At 69.9% G+C, this 17860-nt stretch carries 15 protein-coding genes; 1 reads left to right on the forward strand and 14 read right to left on the reverse strand.

Annotated elements, in window-relative coordinates; genetic code table 11:
- Positions 1–254 (reverse strand): hypothetical protein (locus HMPREF0731_RS24885; RefSeq protein WP_040611853.1); only part of this gene is annotated, 254 nt, incomplete at its 3' end.
- Positions 255–369: 115 nt separating this feature from the next.
- Between HMPREF0731_RS24885 and HMPREF0731_RS02380 the strand changes: the two genes are divergently transcribed.
- On the forward strand, positions 370–1119 hold the full coding sequence (locus tag HMPREF0731_RS02380; protein ID WP_040611855.1) for an SDR family oxidoreductase: 750 nt from the start codon (positions 370–372) through the stop codon (positions 1117–1119).
- A gap of 47 nt (positions 1120–1166) precedes the next feature.
- Here the strand turns inward: HMPREF0731_RS02380 and HMPREF0731_RS02385 are convergent, their stop codons facing one another.
- The 13 genes from HMPREF0731_RS02385 to HMPREF0731_RS02445 all read right to left on the reverse strand — a co-directional run bounded on the left by HMPREF0731_RS02385 (position 1167) and on the right by HMPREF0731_RS02445 (position 17684).
- Entirely contained in the window at positions 1167–2180 is a 1014-nt protein-coding gene (locus tag HMPREF0731_RS02385; RefSeq protein ID WP_040611857.1) for a Bug family tripartite tricarboxylate transporter substrate binding protein, read from the reverse strand.
- Between the two features lie 85 nt (positions 2181–2265).
- The gene (locus tag HMPREF0731_RS02390; RefSeq protein ID WP_157135892.1) at positions 2266–3000 is read right to left on the reverse strand and encodes a hypothetical protein; all 735 of its coding nucleotides are present in this window, start codon (positions 2998–3000) and stop codon (positions 2266–2268) included.
- A gap of 241 nt (positions 3001–3241) precedes the next feature.
- Positions 3242–4054, reverse strand: a complete 813-nt coding sequence (locus HMPREF0731_RS02395; protein WP_007002406.1) for a cold-shock protein — start codon at positions 4052–4054, stop codon at positions 3242–3244.
- Positions 4055–4336: 282 nt separating this feature from the next.
- Complete coding sequence (locus tag HMPREF0731_RS02400) at positions 4337–5128, reverse strand: FAD binding domain-containing protein (RefSeq protein ID WP_007002408.1); 792 nt, start codon at positions 5126–5128, stop codon at positions 4337–4339.
- Between the two features lie 11 nt (positions 5129–5139).
- Positions 5140–7545, reverse strand: coding sequence for a xanthine dehydrogenase family protein molybdopterin-binding subunit (locus tag HMPREF0731_RS02405; RefSeq protein ID WP_040611863.1), 2406 nt, complete (start codon positions 7543–7545; stop codon positions 5140–5142).
- A gap of 76 nt (positions 7546–7621) precedes the next feature.
- Entirely contained in the window at positions 7622–8125 is a 504-nt protein-coding gene (locus HMPREF0731_RS02410) for a (2Fe-2S)-binding protein (protein ID WP_007002410.1), read from the reverse strand.
- A gap of 321 nt (positions 8126–8446) precedes the next feature.
- A complete protein-coding gene (locus tag HMPREF0731_RS02415) occupies positions 8447–9514 on the reverse strand; it encodes an ABC transporter ATP-binding protein (RefSeq protein WP_007002412.1) in 1068 nt (355 codons plus the stop codon).
- The gene (locus HMPREF0731_RS02420; RefSeq protein ID WP_007002413.1) at positions 9511–10503 is read right to left on the reverse strand and encodes an ABC transporter ATP-binding protein; all 993 of its coding nucleotides are present in this window, start codon (positions 10501–10503) and stop codon (positions 9511–9513) included. The genes HMPREF0731_RS02415 and HMPREF0731_RS02420 overlap by 4 nt, the downstream gene beginning before the upstream one ends.
- Before the next feature lie 4 nt (positions 10504–10507).
- A complete protein-coding gene (locus tag HMPREF0731_RS02425; RefSeq protein WP_007002414.1) occupies positions 10508–11434 on the reverse strand; it encodes an ABC transporter permease in 927 nt (308 codons plus the stop codon).
- Entirely contained in the window at positions 11431–12372 is a 942-nt protein-coding gene (locus tag HMPREF0731_RS02430) for an ABC transporter permease (RefSeq protein ID WP_007002415.1), read from the reverse strand. The genes HMPREF0731_RS02425 and HMPREF0731_RS02430 overlap by 4 nt, the downstream gene beginning before the upstream one ends.
- A 9-nt stretch (positions 12373–12381) precedes the next feature.
- Complete coding sequence (locus tag HMPREF0731_RS02435) at positions 12382–14001, reverse strand: ABC transporter substrate-binding protein (RefSeq protein WP_007002416.1); 1620 nt, start codon at positions 13999–14001, stop codon at positions 12382–12384.
- Positions 14002–14314: 313 nt separating this feature from the next.
- Positions 14315–15922 (reverse strand): ABC transporter substrate-binding protein, encoded by a 1608-nt coding sequence (locus HMPREF0731_RS02440; protein WP_040611865.1) that lies wholly within the window; start codon positions 15920–15922, stop codon positions 14315–14317.
- A gap of 169 nt (positions 15923–16091) precedes the next feature.
- On the reverse strand, positions 16092–17684 hold the full coding sequence (locus HMPREF0731_RS02445) for an ABC transporter substrate-binding protein (RefSeq protein ID WP_007002418.1): 1593 nt from the start codon (positions 17682–17684) through the stop codon (positions 16092–16094).
- Positions 17685–17860: the final 176 nt, after the last annotated feature.

A 17860-nucleotide genomic window follows, 5' to 3' on the forward strand; every position in this document is an offset into this window, starting at 1 on the left:
AGGATCCAGCCGGGCAGGCCCGGCGGCTCCAGCCGCAGCCGCTGCTGTGCCGCCAGCCAGGCGGCCGGCACCTGCTGCGGCCCCTGGTTGCCGCCCTGCACCCGGTAGAGCACGGCGACATCGCGCGCGGGCCGCAGCCGCGCCGGGGCGGGATCGGCCAGCGCCGGCAAAGCGGGCAGCAGCAGGCTGGGCAGCAGCAACCCGGGCAGCAGCAGGGCCAGGCGGCGGGAGCGGATGGGCGGACGAGGCGGCATCGGATGGTCTCCTCCGGCCGCGGGGCCCGGCCGGGTGGCTTGCGCGGGCGCGCCGGCGGCCGCAGGCTGGGCGGCAAGGCTGCTGAAGGCCCATGAGATGATGGAAGGACGCTCCATGAACAAGATCGCCGTGGTCACAGGCGCGGGAAGCGGCATCGGCCGCGCCGCCGCGCTGGCGCTGCTGGGCGCCGGCTGGCGGGTGACGCTGGCCGGCCGCCGGGCCGAGGCGCTGCAGGAGACCATCGACGCGGCGGGCGAGGCCGCCCCGCGCTGCCTGGCCGTGCCCACCGATGTCGGCGACCCGGCCTCGGTGAAGGCGCTGTTCGCCGCCGTCGAGGCGCAATGGGGCCGCTGCGACCTGCTGTTCAACAATGCCGGGCGCGGCAGCCCCTCGGTCGATTTCGACGAGATCAGCGACGAGGACTGGTTCGGCGTGGTGGCGGCCAACCTGCACGGCGCCTTCCTCTGCGCGCGCGAGGCCTATGCGCTGATGAAGCGGCAATCGCCGCAGGGCGGGCGCATCATCAACAACGGCTCGATCAGCGCGCACGCGCCGCGGCCGGGCTCGGCGCCCTACACCGCCACCAAGCACGCCATCACCGGGCTGACCAAGTCGCTCAGCCTGGACGGGCGGAAATGGGACATCGCCTGCGGCCAGATCGATGTCGGCAATGCCGCGACGCCGATGACCGAGCGCATGGTGCGCGGCGTGCCGCAGCCCAACGGCACCATGCTGGCCGAGCCGCGCATGGATGTGGCGCATGTCGGCGAGACGGTGCTGCACATGGCGTCGCTGCCGCTCGACGCGAACATCCAGTTCGTCACCGTCATGGCGACGAAGATGCCCTTCGTCGGCCGCGGCTGATCCTTTTTCCTGGGGGGGGGGCGGGGAGGACCCCGCCCCCTTCCGTGTCAGTCCACCTGGGCGCCGGAGCGGCGCACCACCTCGGCCCAGCGGGCGATGTCACGCTCCTGCACGGCGCGGAACTCGGCCGGGGTGGTCAGGGTGGAGGGGGTGATGCCCTGGGTGTCGATCAGCCACTGCCGGAACTCCGGCGCGGTGATGATCTTCTGGATCTCGGCGTTCATCCGCGCCTGGATCGGCTCCGGCAGGCCGGGCGGCGCGAAGATGCCGTACCAGGTGCTGCTGTCGAAGCCCGGCAGGCCGCAGGCCTCGGCCACCGTCGGCACGTCGGGCAGGGCCGGCAGGCGCTGCGCCGTGGTCACCGCCAGCCCCTTCACCTGCCCCTGCTGGATGTAGCCGATGGCCGGGCCGGACTGGTTGAAGAACAGGTCCACATCGCCGGAGAGCAGCGCGGTCTGCGCGCCGGGCTGGCCGCGGAAGGGCACATGCACGATGTCGATGCCCGCCACCTGGGCGAATTGCGCGCCGGCCAGGTGGGTGGAGGCGCCATTGCCGGTGGAGGCGTAGTTCAGCGCGCCGGGCCGCGCCCGCGCCGCCTGCAGCAGGCTCTGGCAGGTGCCGAATTGCGGCCGCCGCTCCGCGCTCACCGTCAGCACGTTCGGCACATCGCCCAGATGCGTGATGGGCGTGCTGTCCTTGACCACGTCGAAGGGCAGGTTGCGGTAGAGGCTGGCATTGATGGCGTGGGTGCCGGCGGTGCCGAACAGGAAGAGGTAGCCATCCGGCCGCGCCTTGGCGACGAGGTCGCTGGCGATGTTGCCGCCGGCGCCGGTGCGGTTGTCCACCACCACCGGCACGCCGAGGGCGCGGCTCAGCGGCTCGGCCAGCTTGCGGGCGTAGATGTCGACGCCGGAGCCGTTGGGGAAGCCGCCCATCAGGGTGATGGGGCGGTTGGGCCAAGCGGCTTCCTGCGCCTGGAGCGGCGTGGGCGTGAGCCCGCCAAGGCAGGAGGCCAGCGCGGCACCCGCCAGCGTGCCGAAAAGGAAGCGACGTGTCGTCAAGGGAACCTCCACCGATGCGGGGCGAGGCTAGCCTTGCCTGGCACCGGTGGAAAACCCGCGAAGGTTACGGAATTTTCGCCTGCGTCTATCCGCCGCGCAAATCCTGTAGGCAACGCGGCACCAGCGCGCCCAAACCGATGGCATGGCCGGCCAGTTGCTGGCGGATCTGCAAGGCCTGCAGCCGCGACGCTTCCTTGGTCAGGTCGGTGTCCTCAAGCGCGCCCATCGCCTCATTCTCATGGTCAAGCCGTTCAAGGTTCATGGCGAGTTGCGCCTCGACCTGACGGCGTTCCAGCGTGAAGCTGTCCCGCGCCTCATCGACCGCCATGCGCACCTTCTCGAAATGCGGCAGGGTCTGCATCGCCTCGCGCCGCTCGGCCGGGGCGCGCGGCAGCAGGCCGGCGATGCCGTCCATCCGCTGCAGCGAGCGGGCCAGGCCGCTCTCCGGGTCGCCCTGTCCCTGCAGCAGGATGGCGCCGACATTGCGGGAGGCCGCGAGCAGCGCCAGGATCTCATGGAAGGCATGGCGGTAGCGCAGCAGCGCCGCGTCCCAGGAGCTTTCCGGCAGGCCCGGCTCGCAGAGCAGGCCCAGCACCCGCCCCGCCTCATCGGTCAGCAGCGCCACATCGTCCATCACCTGGCCGATGACGTCGAGCAGCGCCTTGGCGCTGCTGAGCTGCCGCCCGACATTCAGCAGCTGGTCGAGCTCCGGCAAGTGGCCGGGTGTCGCCCTCGGCGTGGCCAGGGCCGCGCCAAGCCCCGCCAGGCCCGCCGGAATCGCCCCGGCCTGGCCGCCCGGCCGCGGAGAGGATGTGTCCATTGCCATGCTCGCCTTCCCTGCGGCCGGTGCCGGCCGCCCCTTCCTGGTCGGGTGGTCTGGTCCGGTTCGCCCCGGCACGCCCCAGCAGGACTCGCCCGGAGGCCGACCGCCGCCACCACGCCACTGTGCCGGGAAGGAGCTGAAGAAAGGATGAAGACGCCGCCGGCATGGCGCCGCGCATGCGAAAACCCCCGGCGCCTCGCGGCGCCGGGGGTTCCCGAAACCCAGCCGGAAGGGCGGATCAGCCCTTCAGGATGACGGCCTGGCGGCCGCGCTGGCCCTGGCGGACCTCCAGGGAGAGCTTCTCGCCCTGCTGGACGTCCTGCTTGCCGGCGCGCTGCAGCACGGAGGAGTGCAGGAACACATCGGCCCCGCCATCATCCGGGGTGACGAAGCCGAAGCCGCGCACCTGGTCGAACCACTTGACGGTGCCGGAGACGGACTCGGTCGGGCCACCCTCGTCGCGGCCGCCGAAATCGCGGCGCGGCGGACGGTCGCCGAAGCTGCGCGGGGCGCCGAAGCCGCCGCGGTCGCCACCGCCGAAGCCACCACGATCGCCGCCGAAGCCGCCACGGTCGCCGAAGTCACGGCGCGGCGGACGGTCGCCGAAGCCACCGCCGAAGCCGCCACGGTCGCCGAAATCGCGGCGCGGCGGACGGTCGCCGAAGCCACCGCCGAAGCCGCCACGGTCGCCGAAGTCACGGCGAGGCGGGCGGTCGCCGAAATCGCGGCGCGGCGGACGGTCGCCGAAGCCGCCACGGTCGCCGCCGAAGTCGCGGCGCGGGCGGTCGCCGGCCGGAGCGCCCGGGCCCAGCTTCCGCTCGTAGATCTTGGTGACCAGCCGGCGGCCCTGGCGGTCCGTGCCGATCTCGCAGACCAGCTTGTCGCCGGTCTCGGGCGGCTCAATTCCCGCCTCGGTCAGCGCCGAGGCGTGGAAGAACACGTCCTGGCCATCCGGGCCCAGCACGAAGCCGAACCCCTTGCGGCCGTTGTACCACTTGACCTCGGCCTCGATGGCCCCGGCGCTGCCCTGCGAATCGTTATCCGGAAGCACTGCGTCTTATATCCGTAAAAGTGTGCGGCCCCGCGGGATGCAGGACCGGCGCAACTATCCTCGCACCCCCGGGCTGCGAATGCTAGTCGAATCGATGCGGTTCGGCAGGGAGAGCACGCAATATCTGCGCGCGATCCGGCCGGCCACGCCCCTGCCCCGCGCGCTGTTCGCAGGCCGCCTGAAGGCCATGCCTTCGTCCTAGCCTGACGGCACCGCCAGGGGCCAACAAAAAACGCGGCGGGGGTGCCCCCGCCGCGCCGTCCGCGCCGCCGCGCTGGCCGCTCAGGCTTCAGCCAGGGCCCGCCGCGCCATGACATTGACCAGATGCGCGCGATACTCGGCGCTGCCATGGATGTCGCTGTTCAGATCATCCGGCGACTGCTTCACCCCGGCGATGGCGTCGGCCGACCAGTTGGCGGCCAGCGCCGCCTCCATCTCGGTCTGGCGGAAGACGCAGGCGGCGGCGCCATTGACCGCGACGCGCACGCCCTGCGGCCCCTTGGCGACGAACACGCCGGTCATGGCGTAGCGGCTGGCCGGGTTGCGCAGCTTGGCATAGCCCGCCTTCTCCGGAATCGGGAAGGAGACGGCCACCAGCAGCTCGCCCGGCTCCAGCGCCGTGGTGAACATGCCCTGGAAGAAATCATCGGCCGGGATGCTGCGCCGGTCGGTGATGAAGGTCGCCCCCAGCGCCAGCGCGGCCGAGGGGTAGTCGGCGGCCGGGTCGTTGTTGGCCAGGCTGCCGCCCAGCGTGCCGCGGTTGCGCACCTGGGTGTCGCCGATGCTGGCGGCCATCTTCGCCAGCGCCGGGATCGAGGCCATCACCAGCGGGTTGGTCGCCACCTCGAAATGCCTGGTCATGGCGCCGATCACCAGCGCATTGCCCTCCTGCTTCACGCCGCGCAGCTCGGCGATGGCGGAGAGGTCGATCAGCGCGGTCGGGCGGTTCAGCCGGTGCTTCAGCGCCGGCAGCAGCGTCATGCCGCCGGAGATCGGCTTGGCGTCCGGATCCTCGCTCAGCAGCTTCACCGCATCCGCGATGCTGGACGGCTTGTGGTAGGCGAAATCATACATCGCGCGCTTCCCTACTCGGCGGCCTGGGGCTGGGCATGGGCCGCCCCCTTGCCGTGGATGATGGACCAGATCTTCAGCGGTGTCGCGGGCATCTCGACATGGGTCACGCCATGGTCACGCAGCGCGTCCACCACGGCGTTGATCACCGCCGGCGGCGAGCCGATGGCGCCGACCTCGCCACAGCCCTTCACCCCCAGCGGGTTGTGGGTGCAGAGCGTGGTCGCGGTGGAGACGGCGAAGCCCGGCAGATCGGCCGCGCGCGGCATGGCGTAGTCGTTGAAGCTCGCCGTCAGCAGCTGGCCATCGGCATCATAGGCGGTGTGCTCGATCAGCGCCTGGCCGATGCCCTGGGCCAGCCCGCCCTGGATCTGCCCCTCGACGATCATCGGGTTGATCACGCGGCCGACATCGTCGCAGGCGGTGAAGTTGACCACCGCGACCTCCCCCGTATCCGGGTCGATCTCCACCTCGCAGATATGGCAGCCGCCCGGATAGGTGAAGTTCTTCGGGTCGTAGAAGGCGGTCTCCTCCAGCCCGGGCTCGATCTCGTCGATCGGGTAGTTGTGCGGCACATAGGCCGCCATGCTGATATCGGTCAGCGTCTTGGCGCGGTCGGTGCCGGCGACACGGAAATTGCCGCGGTCGAACTCGATATCCTCGACCGAGGCCTCCAGCAGATGGGCGGCGATTTTGCGGCCCTTGGCGATGATCTTGTCCATCGCCTTGACCATGGCCGCCCCGCCCACCGCCAGCGAGCGCGAGCCATAGGTGCCCATGCCGAAGGGGATCTTGCTGGTGTCGCCATGCACGATCTCGACCTGCGACAGCGGCACGCCGAGCTGCTCGGAGACCAGCTGGGCGAAGGTCGTCTCATGCCCCTGGCCATGGCTGTGCGTGCCGGTGAAGACCGAGATGCTGCCCGTCGGATGGACGCGGATATTGGCGACCTCGTAGAGCCCCGCCCGGGCGCCGAGCGAGCCCACCAGCTTCGACGGCGCGATGCCGCAGGCCTCCAGATAGGTCGACACGCCGATGCCGCGCAGCTTGCCGCGCGCTTTGGCCTCGGCCCGCCGCGCCTCGAAGCCGGCATAGTCGGAGGCTTCCATGGCGCCCTTCAGCGTCGCCTCGTAATCGCCGCTGTCATACTGGAGCGCGACCGGCGTCTGGTAGGGGAACTGGTCGGGGCGGATGAAATTGCGCCGGCGGATCTCCAGCCGGTCCATGCCCATCTCCTTTGCCGCCACGTCCACGAGGCGTTCCAGCAGATAGGTGGTCTCCGGCCGGCCCGCGCCGCGATAGGCGTCGACCGGCACGGTGGAGGTGAAGACCGCCTTCACCTGGCCGTGGATCGCGGGGGTGCGATAGACGCCGGCCAGCAGCGTGGCGCTCAGATAGGTCGGCACGGCGGGCGCGAAGGTGGAGAGATAGGCGCCCATATTGGCCAGCGTCGAAACCCGCAGGCCGAGGAAAATGCCGTCCTGGTCCAGCGCCAGCTCCGCGGTGGTGACATGGTCGCGGCCATGCGCATCCGACAAAAAGCTTTCGGTGCGCTCGGCGGTCCATTTCACGGGGCGCTTCAGCTGCGCCGCCGCCCAGGTGACGATCGCCTCCTCGGCATAGTGGTAGATCTTGCTGCCGAAGCCGCCGCCGACATCGGGCGCCACCACGCGCAGCTTGTGCTCCGGCACCTTCAGCACGAAGGCGCCCATCAGCAGCCGGATGACATGCGGGTTCTGGCTGGTGGTGATGAGCGTGTGCTCGCCGCTGTTCGGGTCGTAATCGCCCAACGCCGCGCGCGGCTCCATGGCGTTCGGCACCAGCCGGTTGTTGGTGGTCTCGAAGCGGACCACCTTGTGCGCGCGGGCAAACGCCGCGTCGGTGGCCGCCGCGTCGCCGATCTCCCAGTCGAAGCAGAGATTGTCCGCGGCGTCGTCATGCAGCGCGGCCGCGCCCGGCGCCAGCGCCGCCGCCATGGTGGAAAGCGCCGGCAGCGTCGTGTAGCTGACCTCGATCGCCTCCGCCGCGTCGCGCGCCTGCGCCTTGCTCTCGGCGATGACCACGGCCACCGGGTCGCCGACATGGCGCACCTTGCCGCTGGCGAGCACCGGGTGCATCGGCTCGGCCATCACCTTGCCGCCCTTGCCGGTGACCTGCCAGCCGCAAGGAATGCCGCCCAGCCCCGCCGCCTCGATGTCGCGCGCCGTGTAGACGGCGGCGACGCCGGGCATGGCGGCGGCGGCGGCCGTGTCGATGCCGTCGATCCGCGCATGGGCATGGGGGCTGCGCAGGATCCAGGCATGCAGCTGGCCGGGACGGTTCATGTCGTCCGTGTACTGGCCGCGGCCAGAGAGGAAGCGCAGATCCTCCTTGCGCCTCACGCTGGCCCCGATCCCCTCATGGGGCAGGGTGACATTCATGGACTTCGCCTCCCAAGGCGTGATGTTCGGTGTCACGCCGGCCTTATGGCGGCCGGTCGCGAACGGATGCGGCAGGCTACTCGGCGGCGCGCGCCACCTCGGCCGCGCGGCCCTGCATCACCTCGGCGGCCGCGGCGATGGCCTTCACGATGTTGTGGTAGCCGGTGCAGCGGCAGATATTGCCTTCCAGCCCCTCGCGGATCTCGGCCTCCGACAGGCCCTGCGGGTGCTTGTTCACCAAGTCGATGGCGCTCATCACCATGCCCGGGGTGCAGAAGCCGCATTGCAGCGCGTGGTATTCGCGGAAGGCTTCCTGCATCGGGTGCAGCGTGCCGTCGGCCGCCGCCAGCCCCTCGATGGTGGTCACCGACCCGCCATCGGCCTGCACCGCCAGGATGGTGCAGGACTTCACGCTCTCGCCATCCAGATGCACCACGCAGGCGCCGCACTGGCTGGTGTCGCAGCCGACATGCGTGCCGGTCAGGCGCAGCGTCTCGCGCAGCGCCTCGACCAGCAGCGTGCGCGCCTCGACCTCGATGCTGTGGCTCTTGCCGTTCACGGTCAGCGTGACTTGCGGCATGCCGCGTCTCCCCCATGCAGACGGCGCCGCGCGACGCGGCGTCCCTGGCGGGAAGGGTCATCCAAGCGGCGGCGGCCCGTCAAGCGGGCGCATGGCGAAGAGCGGGTGCGATTTGATCGCGATTGAGATTTAGTCGCAAATCAAGGGCGATGCAAGCGGGCCGGAGAGGTCCCCCTCCCCGGCCCTGAGATTCCAAGATTCATGTTCTTTTTGAAAAAAGAACCAAAAACTTTCTTTCCGTTGGCGTCCCGCCTCAGACCTGAGGCGGGACGCCAAAATGAAAAAGTCTTTTTGCTTCTTTTTCTTCAGAAAAAGAAGGCTCTAGGCCATCTCTGGCAGGCTGCGTGCCAGCGGGTTCTTCTCCGCCGGCAGGTCGTGCAGATGGCAGGCCGACCATTGCCCCAGCTCCGTCTGCTGCAACTGCGGCTCGTCGACACGGCAGCGGTCGAAGGCATAGGGGCAGCGGGTGTGGAAACGGCAGCCCTTGGGCGGGTTGATCGGGCTCGGCACATCGCCCGTCAGCACGATGCGCTGGCGCCCCGCCCCCGGCTCCGGCACCGGCACGGCGGAGAGCAGCGCCTCGGTATAGGGGTGCTTCGGCGCGCCGAAGAGCTGCCGGCGCGGCGCGATCTCGACGATCTTGCCGAGATACATCACCGCGACCCGATGCGTCATGTGCTCGACGATGGCCAGGTCGTGGCTGATGAACAGCAGCGCCAGCCCCAGCTCCCGCTGCAGGTCCTGCAGCAGGTTGACGATCTGCGCCTTCACCGAGACGTCGAGCGCGGAGACCGCCTCGTCGCAGATGATCAGGTCCGGCTCGCCGGCCAGCGCGCGGGCGATGCAGATGCGCTGGCGCTGGCCGCCGGAGAATTCATGCGGCCAGCGGTTCACCGCGTCGCGCGGCAGGCGCACCGTGTCCATCAGCCTGGCCACGCGCTCGTCGAGGTCCGCGCTGTTCTTCGCCAGGCCGAAATTGCGGATCGGCTCGGCCAGCAGATCCTTCACCCGCATGCGCGGGTTGAGGCTGGAGAACGGATCCTGGAACACCACGCCCATGCGCCGGCGCAGCGGCCGCAGCTTGCCCTGGGAGAGGTCGTCGATGCGCTGCCCGTCCAGCACCACCTGCCCGGCGGTGGGCGGGAAGAGCCGCAGCAGCGCCTTGCCGACGGTCGACTTGCCGCAGCCGGATTCGCCCACCAGGGACAGCGTCTCGCCCTTCTCGATATGGAAGGAGACGCCGTCGACGGCATAGACATGGCCGGTGGTGCCGCCGAAGAAGCCCGCCTTGATCGGGAAGTGCTTCTTCAGGTCGTTCACCTCCAACAGCGGGCGGCTGGAGCGGGAAGGCGCGCGATGCGCCGGATGGGTGCCCATGGTCATGCTCATGCGGCCACGGCCTCCTTCACCGCGTAGTGGCAGGCCGCGATATGGCCCGGCGCCTTCTCCTCGAGCCCCGGCGCGACCTCGCGGCAGAGTTCGGTGACATGCGGGCAGCGTCCGGCGAAGACGCAGCCCTGGATCTTCTGCTTCAGGCTGGGCACCAGGCCGGGGATCTCGGCCAGACGCTCGGTCTCGCCGGTGAGCGAGGAGCCGAGCTTCGGCACGGCACCCAGCAGCCCCTGGGTGTAGGGGTGCTTCGGCGCGCGGAACAGCTCCTCGACCCTGGCCTCCTCCACCTTGCGGCCAGCATACATGACGATCACCCGCTCCGCGACCTCGGCGACAACGCCGAGATCATGGGTGATCAGCACGATGGCGGCGCCGACGGTGCGCTTCAGGTCGCGCATCAGGTCGAGGATCTGCGCCTGGATCGTCACGTCGAGCGCGGTGGTCGGCTCGTCGGCGATCAGCAGCTTCGGATTGCAGGCGAGCGCGATCGCGATCATCACGCGCTGGCGCATGCCGCCCGAGAGCTGGTGCGGATATTCCTTCACCCGCTTGGCCGGCGCCGGGATGCCGACCAGCGTCAGCATCTCCACCGCCTTGGCCTCGGCCTGGGAGCGGGAGAGGCCCTGGTGCAGGCGCAGCGCCTCGCCGATCTGCTGGCCGATGGTCAGCACCGGGTTCAGCGAGGTCATCGGCTCCTGGAAGATCATGCTGATCTCGTTGCCGCGGATGGCGCGCATCTCGCGGTCCGAGACCTTCAGCAGATCCTTGCCGTTGAAGCGGATGGAGCCCGCGATCTTGCCCGGCGGCTCCGGGATCAGCCGCAGGATCGACATGGAGGTGACGGATTTGCCGCAGCCGGATTCGCCCACGATGGCGACGGTCTCACCCGCCTCCACCGAGAAGGAGAGCCCGTCGACGGCGCGGTTCACGCCGCCATCGGGGGTGCGGAAATGCGTCTGCAGGTTCTCGACTTCGAGCAGGGCCATGGTCTTACACCCGCTTCGCGGCGCGCGGGTCGAGCGAATCCCGCAGGCCGTCGCCCAGCAGGTTCACCGCCAGCACGGTGATGGAGAGGAACACCGCCGGGAAGAAGACGATGTAGGGCTTGACCTGCCAGAGCGCCCGGCCCTCGGCCATGATGTTGCCCCAGGACGGGATGATCGGCGGCGTGCCGGCGCCGATGAAGGACAGGATCGCCTCGGCGATCATGGCGCTGGCGCAGATATAGGTCGCCTGCACCGTCATCGGCGCGAGCGTGTTGGGCAGGATGTGGCGCCAGATGATCACCGGCGTGCGCGTGCCGGAGGCGATGGCGGCATCGACATAGGGCTGCTCGCGCAGGCTCAGCACCACGCCGCGCACCAGGCGGGAGACGCGCGGGATCTCGGCGATGGTGATCGCCAGGATGACGTTGCCGACCGAGCCGCGGGTCAGCGCCATCAGCGCGATGGCCAGCAGGATGGAGGGAATCGACATGATGCCGTCCATCACCCGCATGATGATGCTGTCGGCCCAGCGCACGAAGCCCGAGACCAGGCCGATGGCCAGCCCGATGATGGAGGCGAAGAAGGCGACGCCGAAGCCCACCTGCAGCGAGACGCGGGTACCGTAGAGCACGCGCGAATAGACGTCGCGCCCCAGCATGTCGGTACCGAACCAGAAGCGCGCCGAGGGGTCGCGGGTGCGCATGGCCGGTGCCAGCGCCGTCGGGTCCTTGGTCCAGAGATAGGGCGCGAAGACGGCGATGGCCAGCATCAGCAGCAGCAGGAAGCCGCCGATGGCGATGGTCGGGTGGCGCAGCAGGTAGCCGAGCACGCCCTTGCGCGTCTGCTTCTGCGCCATGATGTCCGGCATGGCCGGCGCCACGGCGACGTCCTGCGGCGAGACGGCCCCCGGGGGCAGGATGGAGGTGCTCAATACCGGATCCTCGGGTCGAACAGGGTGTAGCTCAGGTCGATCAGAAGATTGACCAGCACATAGACGAAGCTGAACAGCAGGATCACGCCCTGGATCACCGGGTAGTCGCGGCGCAGGATGGCATCCACCGTCAGCCGGCCCAGGCCGGGGATGGCGAAGACGCTCTCGGTCACCACCGCGCCGCCGATCAGCAGCGCGACGCCGATGCCGATGACGGTGACGATCGGCACGGCGGCGTTCTTCAGCGCGTGGACGAAGAGCAGCGTGGTCTGCCCCGCGCCCTTGGCGCGCGCGGTGCGGATGTAGTCCTGCTGCAGCACTTCCAGCATGGTGGCGCGGGTGATGCGGGCGATCAGCGCGATATAGACGCCGCCCAGCGCCACCGAGGGCAGCACCAGGTTGGACAGCCACGGCCCGAAGCCGCGCGAGAAGGGCGTGTAGCCCTGCACCGGGAACCAGTCGAGTTCCAGCGCGAAGTAATAGGCCAGCAGGTAGCCCACCACGAAGACCGGCACCGAGAAGCCGAGCACGGCGAAGGCCATGACGCAGCGGTCGATCCAGGAGCCGGCCTTCCAGGCGGCGACCACGCCCATCGGCACGGCGATGGTGACGGCCAGGATCAGGGTGACGATCATCAGCGACAGCGTGGGCTCGATGCGCTGGGCGATCATCCGCGTCACCGGCAGGTTGGTGAAGATGGAGACGCCGAGGTCGCCCTGCAGGATGCGGAACACCCATTCCCCGAACCGCACCAGGAAGGGGCGGTCGAGGCCGAGGCTGGCGCGGATCCGCTCCACATCGGCCGGCGTGGCCTGGTCACCCGCGATGACCGCCGCCGGATCGCCGGGGGCGATGTAGAGCAGGCTGAAGACAAACAAGGCGACGATCGCCATCACGGGGATGGTCGCCAGGACACGTCGGACGATGTAGGCGAACATGCTCTTCGATCAGCTCTTGGAGACGCCCCAGAAGAACGGGATCGGTGCCTTCACGACACCGGACACGTTCCTCCGCCAGGCCTGGTAGGAGAGGAAGAAGCCGGTCGGCCCGTAGAGGCCGAAATTCATCGCTTCCCGGTTCATCTTGGCGATGGCCGCTTTCTCGGCCTCCATGTTCGGCGCGGCAAACCATTCGTCGCGATAGGCTTCGAGCTGGTCGTTCTTCGGCCAGCCGAACCACGCGCCATCGCCATTGGCGCGGATCGCGGTGTAGGCGGCGGGGTTGAGGCAGTCCGCCCCCGCGTGCCAGGTGTGGAAGATGTGCCAGCCGCCCTGGCCGGGCGGGTTCTTCATGGCGCGGCGGCTGCCCACCGTCCCCCAGTCGGTGGCCACGAAATCGACATTCATGCCGATGCGCTTCAGCAGGTCGGCGGTGACGTCGCCGAAGGCCTTGGTGATCGGCTGGTCCTGCGCCACCAGCAGGGTGATGGGCTGGCCGTTGTAGCCGGCCTCGGCCAGCAGCTTCTTGGCGGCCTCGTAGTCGCGCGGCCCCTTCAGGATGTCGCCGCCCTCCTCGGTGTAGAGCGGCGTGCCATGGGTGAAGAAGGAGGGGTTGGCCTTCCACAGCGCGTTGTCGTCGCCGACCAGCGCGCGCATGTAGTCCTCCTGGCTCAGCGCCATCAGCACGGCGCGGCGGGCGCGCGGGTCGTTGAAGGGCGCGTGCAGGTGGTTCATGCGCAGGCTGCCGATATTGCCGAGCGGGTCGGCGATGTCGACGCTGACATTGCGGTTGCGGCGCAGCAGCGGCACCAGGTCGCTGATCGGGTTCTCCCACCAGTCCACCTCGCCATTCTGCAGGGCGGAGGAGGCGGTGGCCGGGTCGGGCATGATCACCCATTCGACGCGGTCGACCATGACGCGCTTGCCGCCCGCCATCCAGTCCGGCGCCTCGTCGCGCGGCACGTAGCCGTCGAACTTCTGGAACACGGCGCGGGCGCCGGGCACCCATTCCTCGCGCACGAAGCGGAACGGGCCGGAGCCGACATACTCGCTGATCTGCTGGAACGGGTCGGTCCTGGCGATGCGCTCCGGCATGACGAAGCTGCAGGGCGCGTTGTTCTTGGCCAGCGCCAGCAGCATCTTCGGATAGGGCTGCTTCAGCGACCAGCGGAAGGTGCTGTCATCCACCGCCACCAGCTCGTTCTGGATGGCGCGGATCATCTGCCCCATCGGGTCGCGCACCGCCCAGCGCGTCAGGCTGGCGACCGCATCCTTGGCCAGGACGGGCGTGTTGTCGTGGAACTTCAGCCCGGAGCGCAGCTTGAAGGTCCAGGTCAGCCCGTCGGCGGAGACCTGCTCGCTCTCCACCATCTGCCGCTTCGGCTCGAGCTTCGAATCGAGACCGTAGAGCGTGTCCCAGACCAGCATGGCGGCGTTGCGCACGACATACTGGGTGCCCCAGATCGGGTCGAAATTGGCGAGGTTCGCCTGCGGCACGAAGCGCAGCGTGCGCGCGGCGGCGCCCTGCGCCAGGGCCGGCGCGGACAGGCCGCCCGCCAGCCCGCCGAAGGCCCCGAGGGCGCCACCGCCGGCGGCCAGCTTCAGCAAGGACCTGCGTTCGATCGTCATACCCTTCTCTCCCGTCCGGCGGCGCGAGGGCCGCCTGTTCCCGTTCTGCCGCGGCCCTGTCCCGCGGCGTTCCCTGCATCCCCGGCACGTTGCGTGCCATTGGCCGGCCTTTGCGGCCGTGCCGGTCTTGCGGCCGGTGTTCGAACCGGTCCCGGTGCGGCGTGGCGCCGCGCTTCGGCGCCAGCATCGGGCGGATCGCGCTTCTGTTCAAGGAAGCCTGACGATCCGCGCCGCGCTTCCGCACCGCGCCGCCGCCGGCGGCCGGCACCGCGCATCGCTGCGCGATACCGCCGCGCGGCATGGCGGCGGCGCCTCACCCGTCGCGGCGCAGATTCCAGAACAGCGCGAAGCCCGGCACGCGGTCCACCAGCGCCCGCTTGTGCGCGGTGTTGGTGTAGTAGGCACCGATCGGCACGAAGGGCAGTTCCTGCATGGCGACCACCTGCATCTCGGCGGCGATGCGCTTCTGCTCCGCGAGATCCGGCGCCTCGAACCAGGAATCGCGCAGCGCCTCCAGCCTCGGGCTGGTGGGCCAGCCCGGCCAGCCGCCGAGCCCGTTGCCGCGCAGCGGGAAATGCCCGGCCGGATCGGCGAACTCGAAGGAGGAGAAGGTGGTCAGCACGGTCGACCAGCCGCCCTTGTCCACCGGCTCGCGCGAGGTGCGGCGCTGCACCGTGCTGCCCCAATCGGTCAGCACCACGTCGAGGTTCAGCCCGAGCCGCCGGTAGAGATCGGCGCAGACCTGGGTGATGGCGGCCGGCGCCAGGATGTCGGTGGGGCCGATCAGACGAACCAGTTCGTTGTTGTAGCCCGCCTCCTTCAGCGCGGCGCGGGCGCGCTCGATGCTGCGCGGCCCCTGCAAGGCTTCCAGCCCGGCGGTGGTGGCGAGCGGCGTGCCGGGGGTGAAGACGCCGACATTCTCGACCCATTCGCCGGGCTCGGGGCCGACGATGCTGGTCATGAAATCGGCCTGGCTCACCGCCGGCAGCAGGGCGCGGCGGATCGCCGGATTGTCGAAGGGCGGGTGCAGATGGTTGAAGCGCAGCACGCCGACATTGGGCAGCGGGTCGATCTTGTCGACCACCAGGTTGCGGTTGCGCCGCAGCAGCGGCTGCAATTCCGGCGGCGGCTGCTCCACCCAGTCCATCTCGCCGCTCTGCAAGGCGGCGGCGGCGGTGGAGGGGTCGGTGATGATGTGCCATTCGACGCGGTCGAAATGCACGCGCTTCGGCCCCGCCGTCAGGCTCGGCGCGCCGACCGGCGTCGGGCTGTAGTCCGGGTTGCGCTCCCAGGCCATGAAGCTGCCGCTGTTGTATTCGTCGGCCTTGAAGCGGAACGGGCCGGAGCCCACCGCCTCGGTCACCTGGCGGAACGGGTCGGTGCGCGCCAGCCGCTCCGGCATGATCACCGGCGCCGGCGAGGCGGCCGAGCCCAGCGCGTGCAGCAGCCGCGGGAAGGGTCGCTTCAGCCGGAACACCAGCTTGCGGTCATCGGTGGCGGAGAGCTCGTCCACCACCGTCTCCAGCTTCTGGCCAACCGGGCTGCGCTTCATCCAGCGCGACAGGCTGGCCACCACATCGGCCGCCCGCACCGGCTCTCCGTCATGGAAGCGCAGGCCTGGGCGCAGCGTGATGGTGACGCGGCGGTTGTCCTCCTCGAACAGCGCCCCTTCCGCCATTTGCGGCCGCGGGTTGAAGCCCGCATCGGTGCCGTAGAGGCAGTCATAGACCATGTAGCCGTGATTGCGCGTCACGGTGGCGGTGGTCCAGATCGGGTCCAGGCTGGTGAGGTTGGCCTGGGGCACGAATTTCAGCACCCGGGCCGAGGCCGGCTGGGCGATCGCGAAGCGCGGCAGGGCGCCAAGCCCGGCGCCGGCGAGGCCAAGCCCCGCACCGCCCGCCAGCAGGCTGCGTCGTTTCATCCTTCGTCTCCCGGTGCGGGGCCGGCGGATCTTCGCCCGCACGGCCCCGTGAAGTCTCCGGCAGCGATGGAACCGCAGCGCGGGCGCCCCCCGCAAGCCGCTTCGGCCAACAAAAAGCGGCCGGGAGGATCTCCCGGCCGCGCGCATGCCTTATTGCGGTGCAGAACGCTCAGCCGCGTTGCACGTTCCAGAACATCGGCAGGCCCTTCAGCACGCCGGTCAGGTTGCGGCGATAGGCCCAGGCCTGGAAATACTGGCCGAGCGGCAGGTAGGGCACGTCCTGGAAGGCCTGCAGCTGGATCTGCTTGGCGATCTCCTGCTGCGCCGCGAGGTCCGGCGCCTCGAACCAGGCGCCGCGCAGTTCCTCCAGCTTCGGCGCGGTGGGCCAGCCGAACCAGGCGGACTGGCCATGCCCGCGCAGCGCCTGCTGCACGCCCGGATTGGCCATGTCGAGCCCGGCCCAGAAGGTGAAGAACATGCTCCACCCGCCCTTGTCCGGCGCCTCCTTGCTGGCGCGGCGCTGCACCACCGTGCCCCAGTCGGTGGAGACGAACTCGACGTTCACGCCGCTCTTCTGCAGCATGTCGTGGCCGACCTGCGCCAGCGCGTTCAGCGAAGGGAAGTCGGAGGCGGCGATCAGCACCACCTTCTCGCCCTTGTAGCCGGCGGCGGCCAGGTCGCGCTTGACCTTGTCGTAGTCGCGCGGGCTGGTCAGCACCTCCATGCCCGCGTCATTGGCCAGCGGCGTGTCGGGGGTGAAGATGCCCACCTTGTCGCGCCACAGGCTGGTGTCGGTGCCGATCACCGCCGTCATGTAGTCGGCCTGGGTGACGGCGCCGAGCAGCGCGCGCCGCACCGCCGGGTTGTTGAAGGGCGGGTGCAGGTGGTTGAAGCGGGCGATGCCCATCAGCCCGGTCGGGTCCTGGATCTCCAGGTTGACGTTGCGGTTGCGCCGCAGCAGCGCCTGCAGATCGCCCGGCGGCTGCTCCCACCAATCCGCCTCGCCGCTCTGCAGCGCGTTGGCGGCGGTCGCCGCGTCCGGCATGACATGCCATTCGATGCGGTCGAAATGCGCCCGCTTCGGGCCGGAGGTCCAGCTGACCGGCCCGTCCTCGCGCGGCACATAGTCGGCGAAGCGCTCATAGACGATGCGCGCGCCCGGCACCCGCTCATCCTGCTTGAAGCGGAACGGGCCGGAGCCGATCATCTCGCGCACCGCGACCGCCGCGTCGGTGCGGGCGATGCGCTCGGGCATGATGAAGCAGACCGGCGAGGCCGGCTTGCCCAGCGCCTCGAACAGCAGCGGGAAGGGCTGCTTGAAGCGGAAGCGGATGGTCTTGTCGTCCGGCGCCGACAGCTCGTCCAGCACCGTCACCATCACCTGGCCCAGCGCGTCGCGCTTGGCCCAGCGCTGGATCGAGGCCACGCAGTCACGCGCCCGCACCGGCTCGCCATCGTGGAACTTCAGCCCGTCGCGCAGCGTCATGGTGACGCTCTTGCCGCCATCCTCGACGACATGGCCGCGCACCATCTGCGGCTGCGGCTTGTAGTCCTGGTCGAAGCCGTAGAGCGTGTCCCAGACCAGGTAGCCGTGGTTGCGCGTCACATAGGCGGTGGTGATGATCGGGTCGGCCACCGCCAGATCGGCCTGCGGGATGAATTTCAGCACGCGCTGCGCATTGCCCTGGGCGATGGCGAAGCGCGGCAGCGCGCCAGTGGCGGCCAGGCCGGCCGCGGCGCCCAGCATTTGGCGTCGGAACATGATCTTGGTCTCCCCGGGAGCTTCGCCCTGTCTCTGCCGCAGAGGGAAGCCGAGGCCCCGGCGCCGCGCAAGAGGGGAAAACGGGATGCTTGGCAGCCGTCGCGCGCCCGCCTATGCCGCCGACATGACCCGCCCCGCCCCGCCCGGCCCGCCGCCGCGCCCCGCCCCGCCCGCGC

Source organism: Pseudoroseomonas cervicalis ATCC 49957, from assembly GCF_000164635.1.
GTDB classification, from domain to species: Bacteria; Pseudomonadota; Alphaproteobacteria; order Acetobacterales; family Acetobacteraceae; genus Pseudoroseomonas; species Pseudoroseomonas cervicalis.

Bases quoted from the DNA above. Each gene is read 5' to 3' on its own strand.
- HMPREF0731_RS02410 (WP_007002410.1), bottom strand. From the start codon at position 8,125: ATGCCGCAAGTCACGCTGACCGTGAACGGCAAGAGCCACAGCATCGAG.
- HMPREF0731_RS02390 (WP_157135892.1), bottom strand. From the start codon at position 3,000: ATGGACACATCCTCTCCGCGGCCGGGCGGCCAGGCCGGGGCGATTCCG.
- HMPREF0731_RS02415 (WP_007002412.1), bottom strand. From the start codon at position 9,514: ATGAGCATGACCATGGGCACCCATCCGGCGCATCGCGCGCCTTCCCGC.
- HMPREF0731_RS02430 (WP_007002415.1), bottom strand. From the start codon at position 12,372: ATGTTCGCCTACATCGTCCGACGTGTCCTGGCGACCATCCCCGTGATG.
- HMPREF0731_RS02435 (WP_007002416.1), bottom strand. From the start codon at position 14,001: ATGACGATCGAACGCAGGTCCTTGCTGAAGCTGGCCGCCGGCGGTGGC.
- HMPREF0731_RS02380 (WP_040611855.1), top strand. From the start codon at position 370: ATGAACAAGATCGCCGTGGTCACAGGCGCGGGAAGCGGCATCGGCCGC.
- HMPREF0731_RS02440 (WP_040611865.1), bottom strand. From the start codon at position 15,922: ATGAAACGACGCAGCCTGCTGGCGGGCGGTGCGGGGCTTGGCCTCGCC.
- HMPREF0731_RS02420 (WP_007002413.1), bottom strand. From the start codon at position 10,503: ATGGCCCTGCTCGAAGTCGAGAACCTGCAGACGCATTTCCGCACCCCC.
- HMPREF0731_RS02405 (WP_040611863.1), bottom strand. From the start codon at position 7,545: ATGAATGTCACCCTGCCCCATGAGGGGATCGGGGCCAGCGTGAGGCGC.
- HMPREF0731_RS02445 (WP_007002418.1), bottom strand. From the start codon at position 17,684: ATGTTCCGACGCCAAATGCTGGGCGCCGCGGCCGGCCTGGCCGCCACT.
- HMPREF0731_RS02400 (WP_007002408.1), bottom strand. From the start codon at position 5,128: ATGTATGATTTCGCCTACCACAAGCCGTCCAGCATCGCGGATGCGGTG.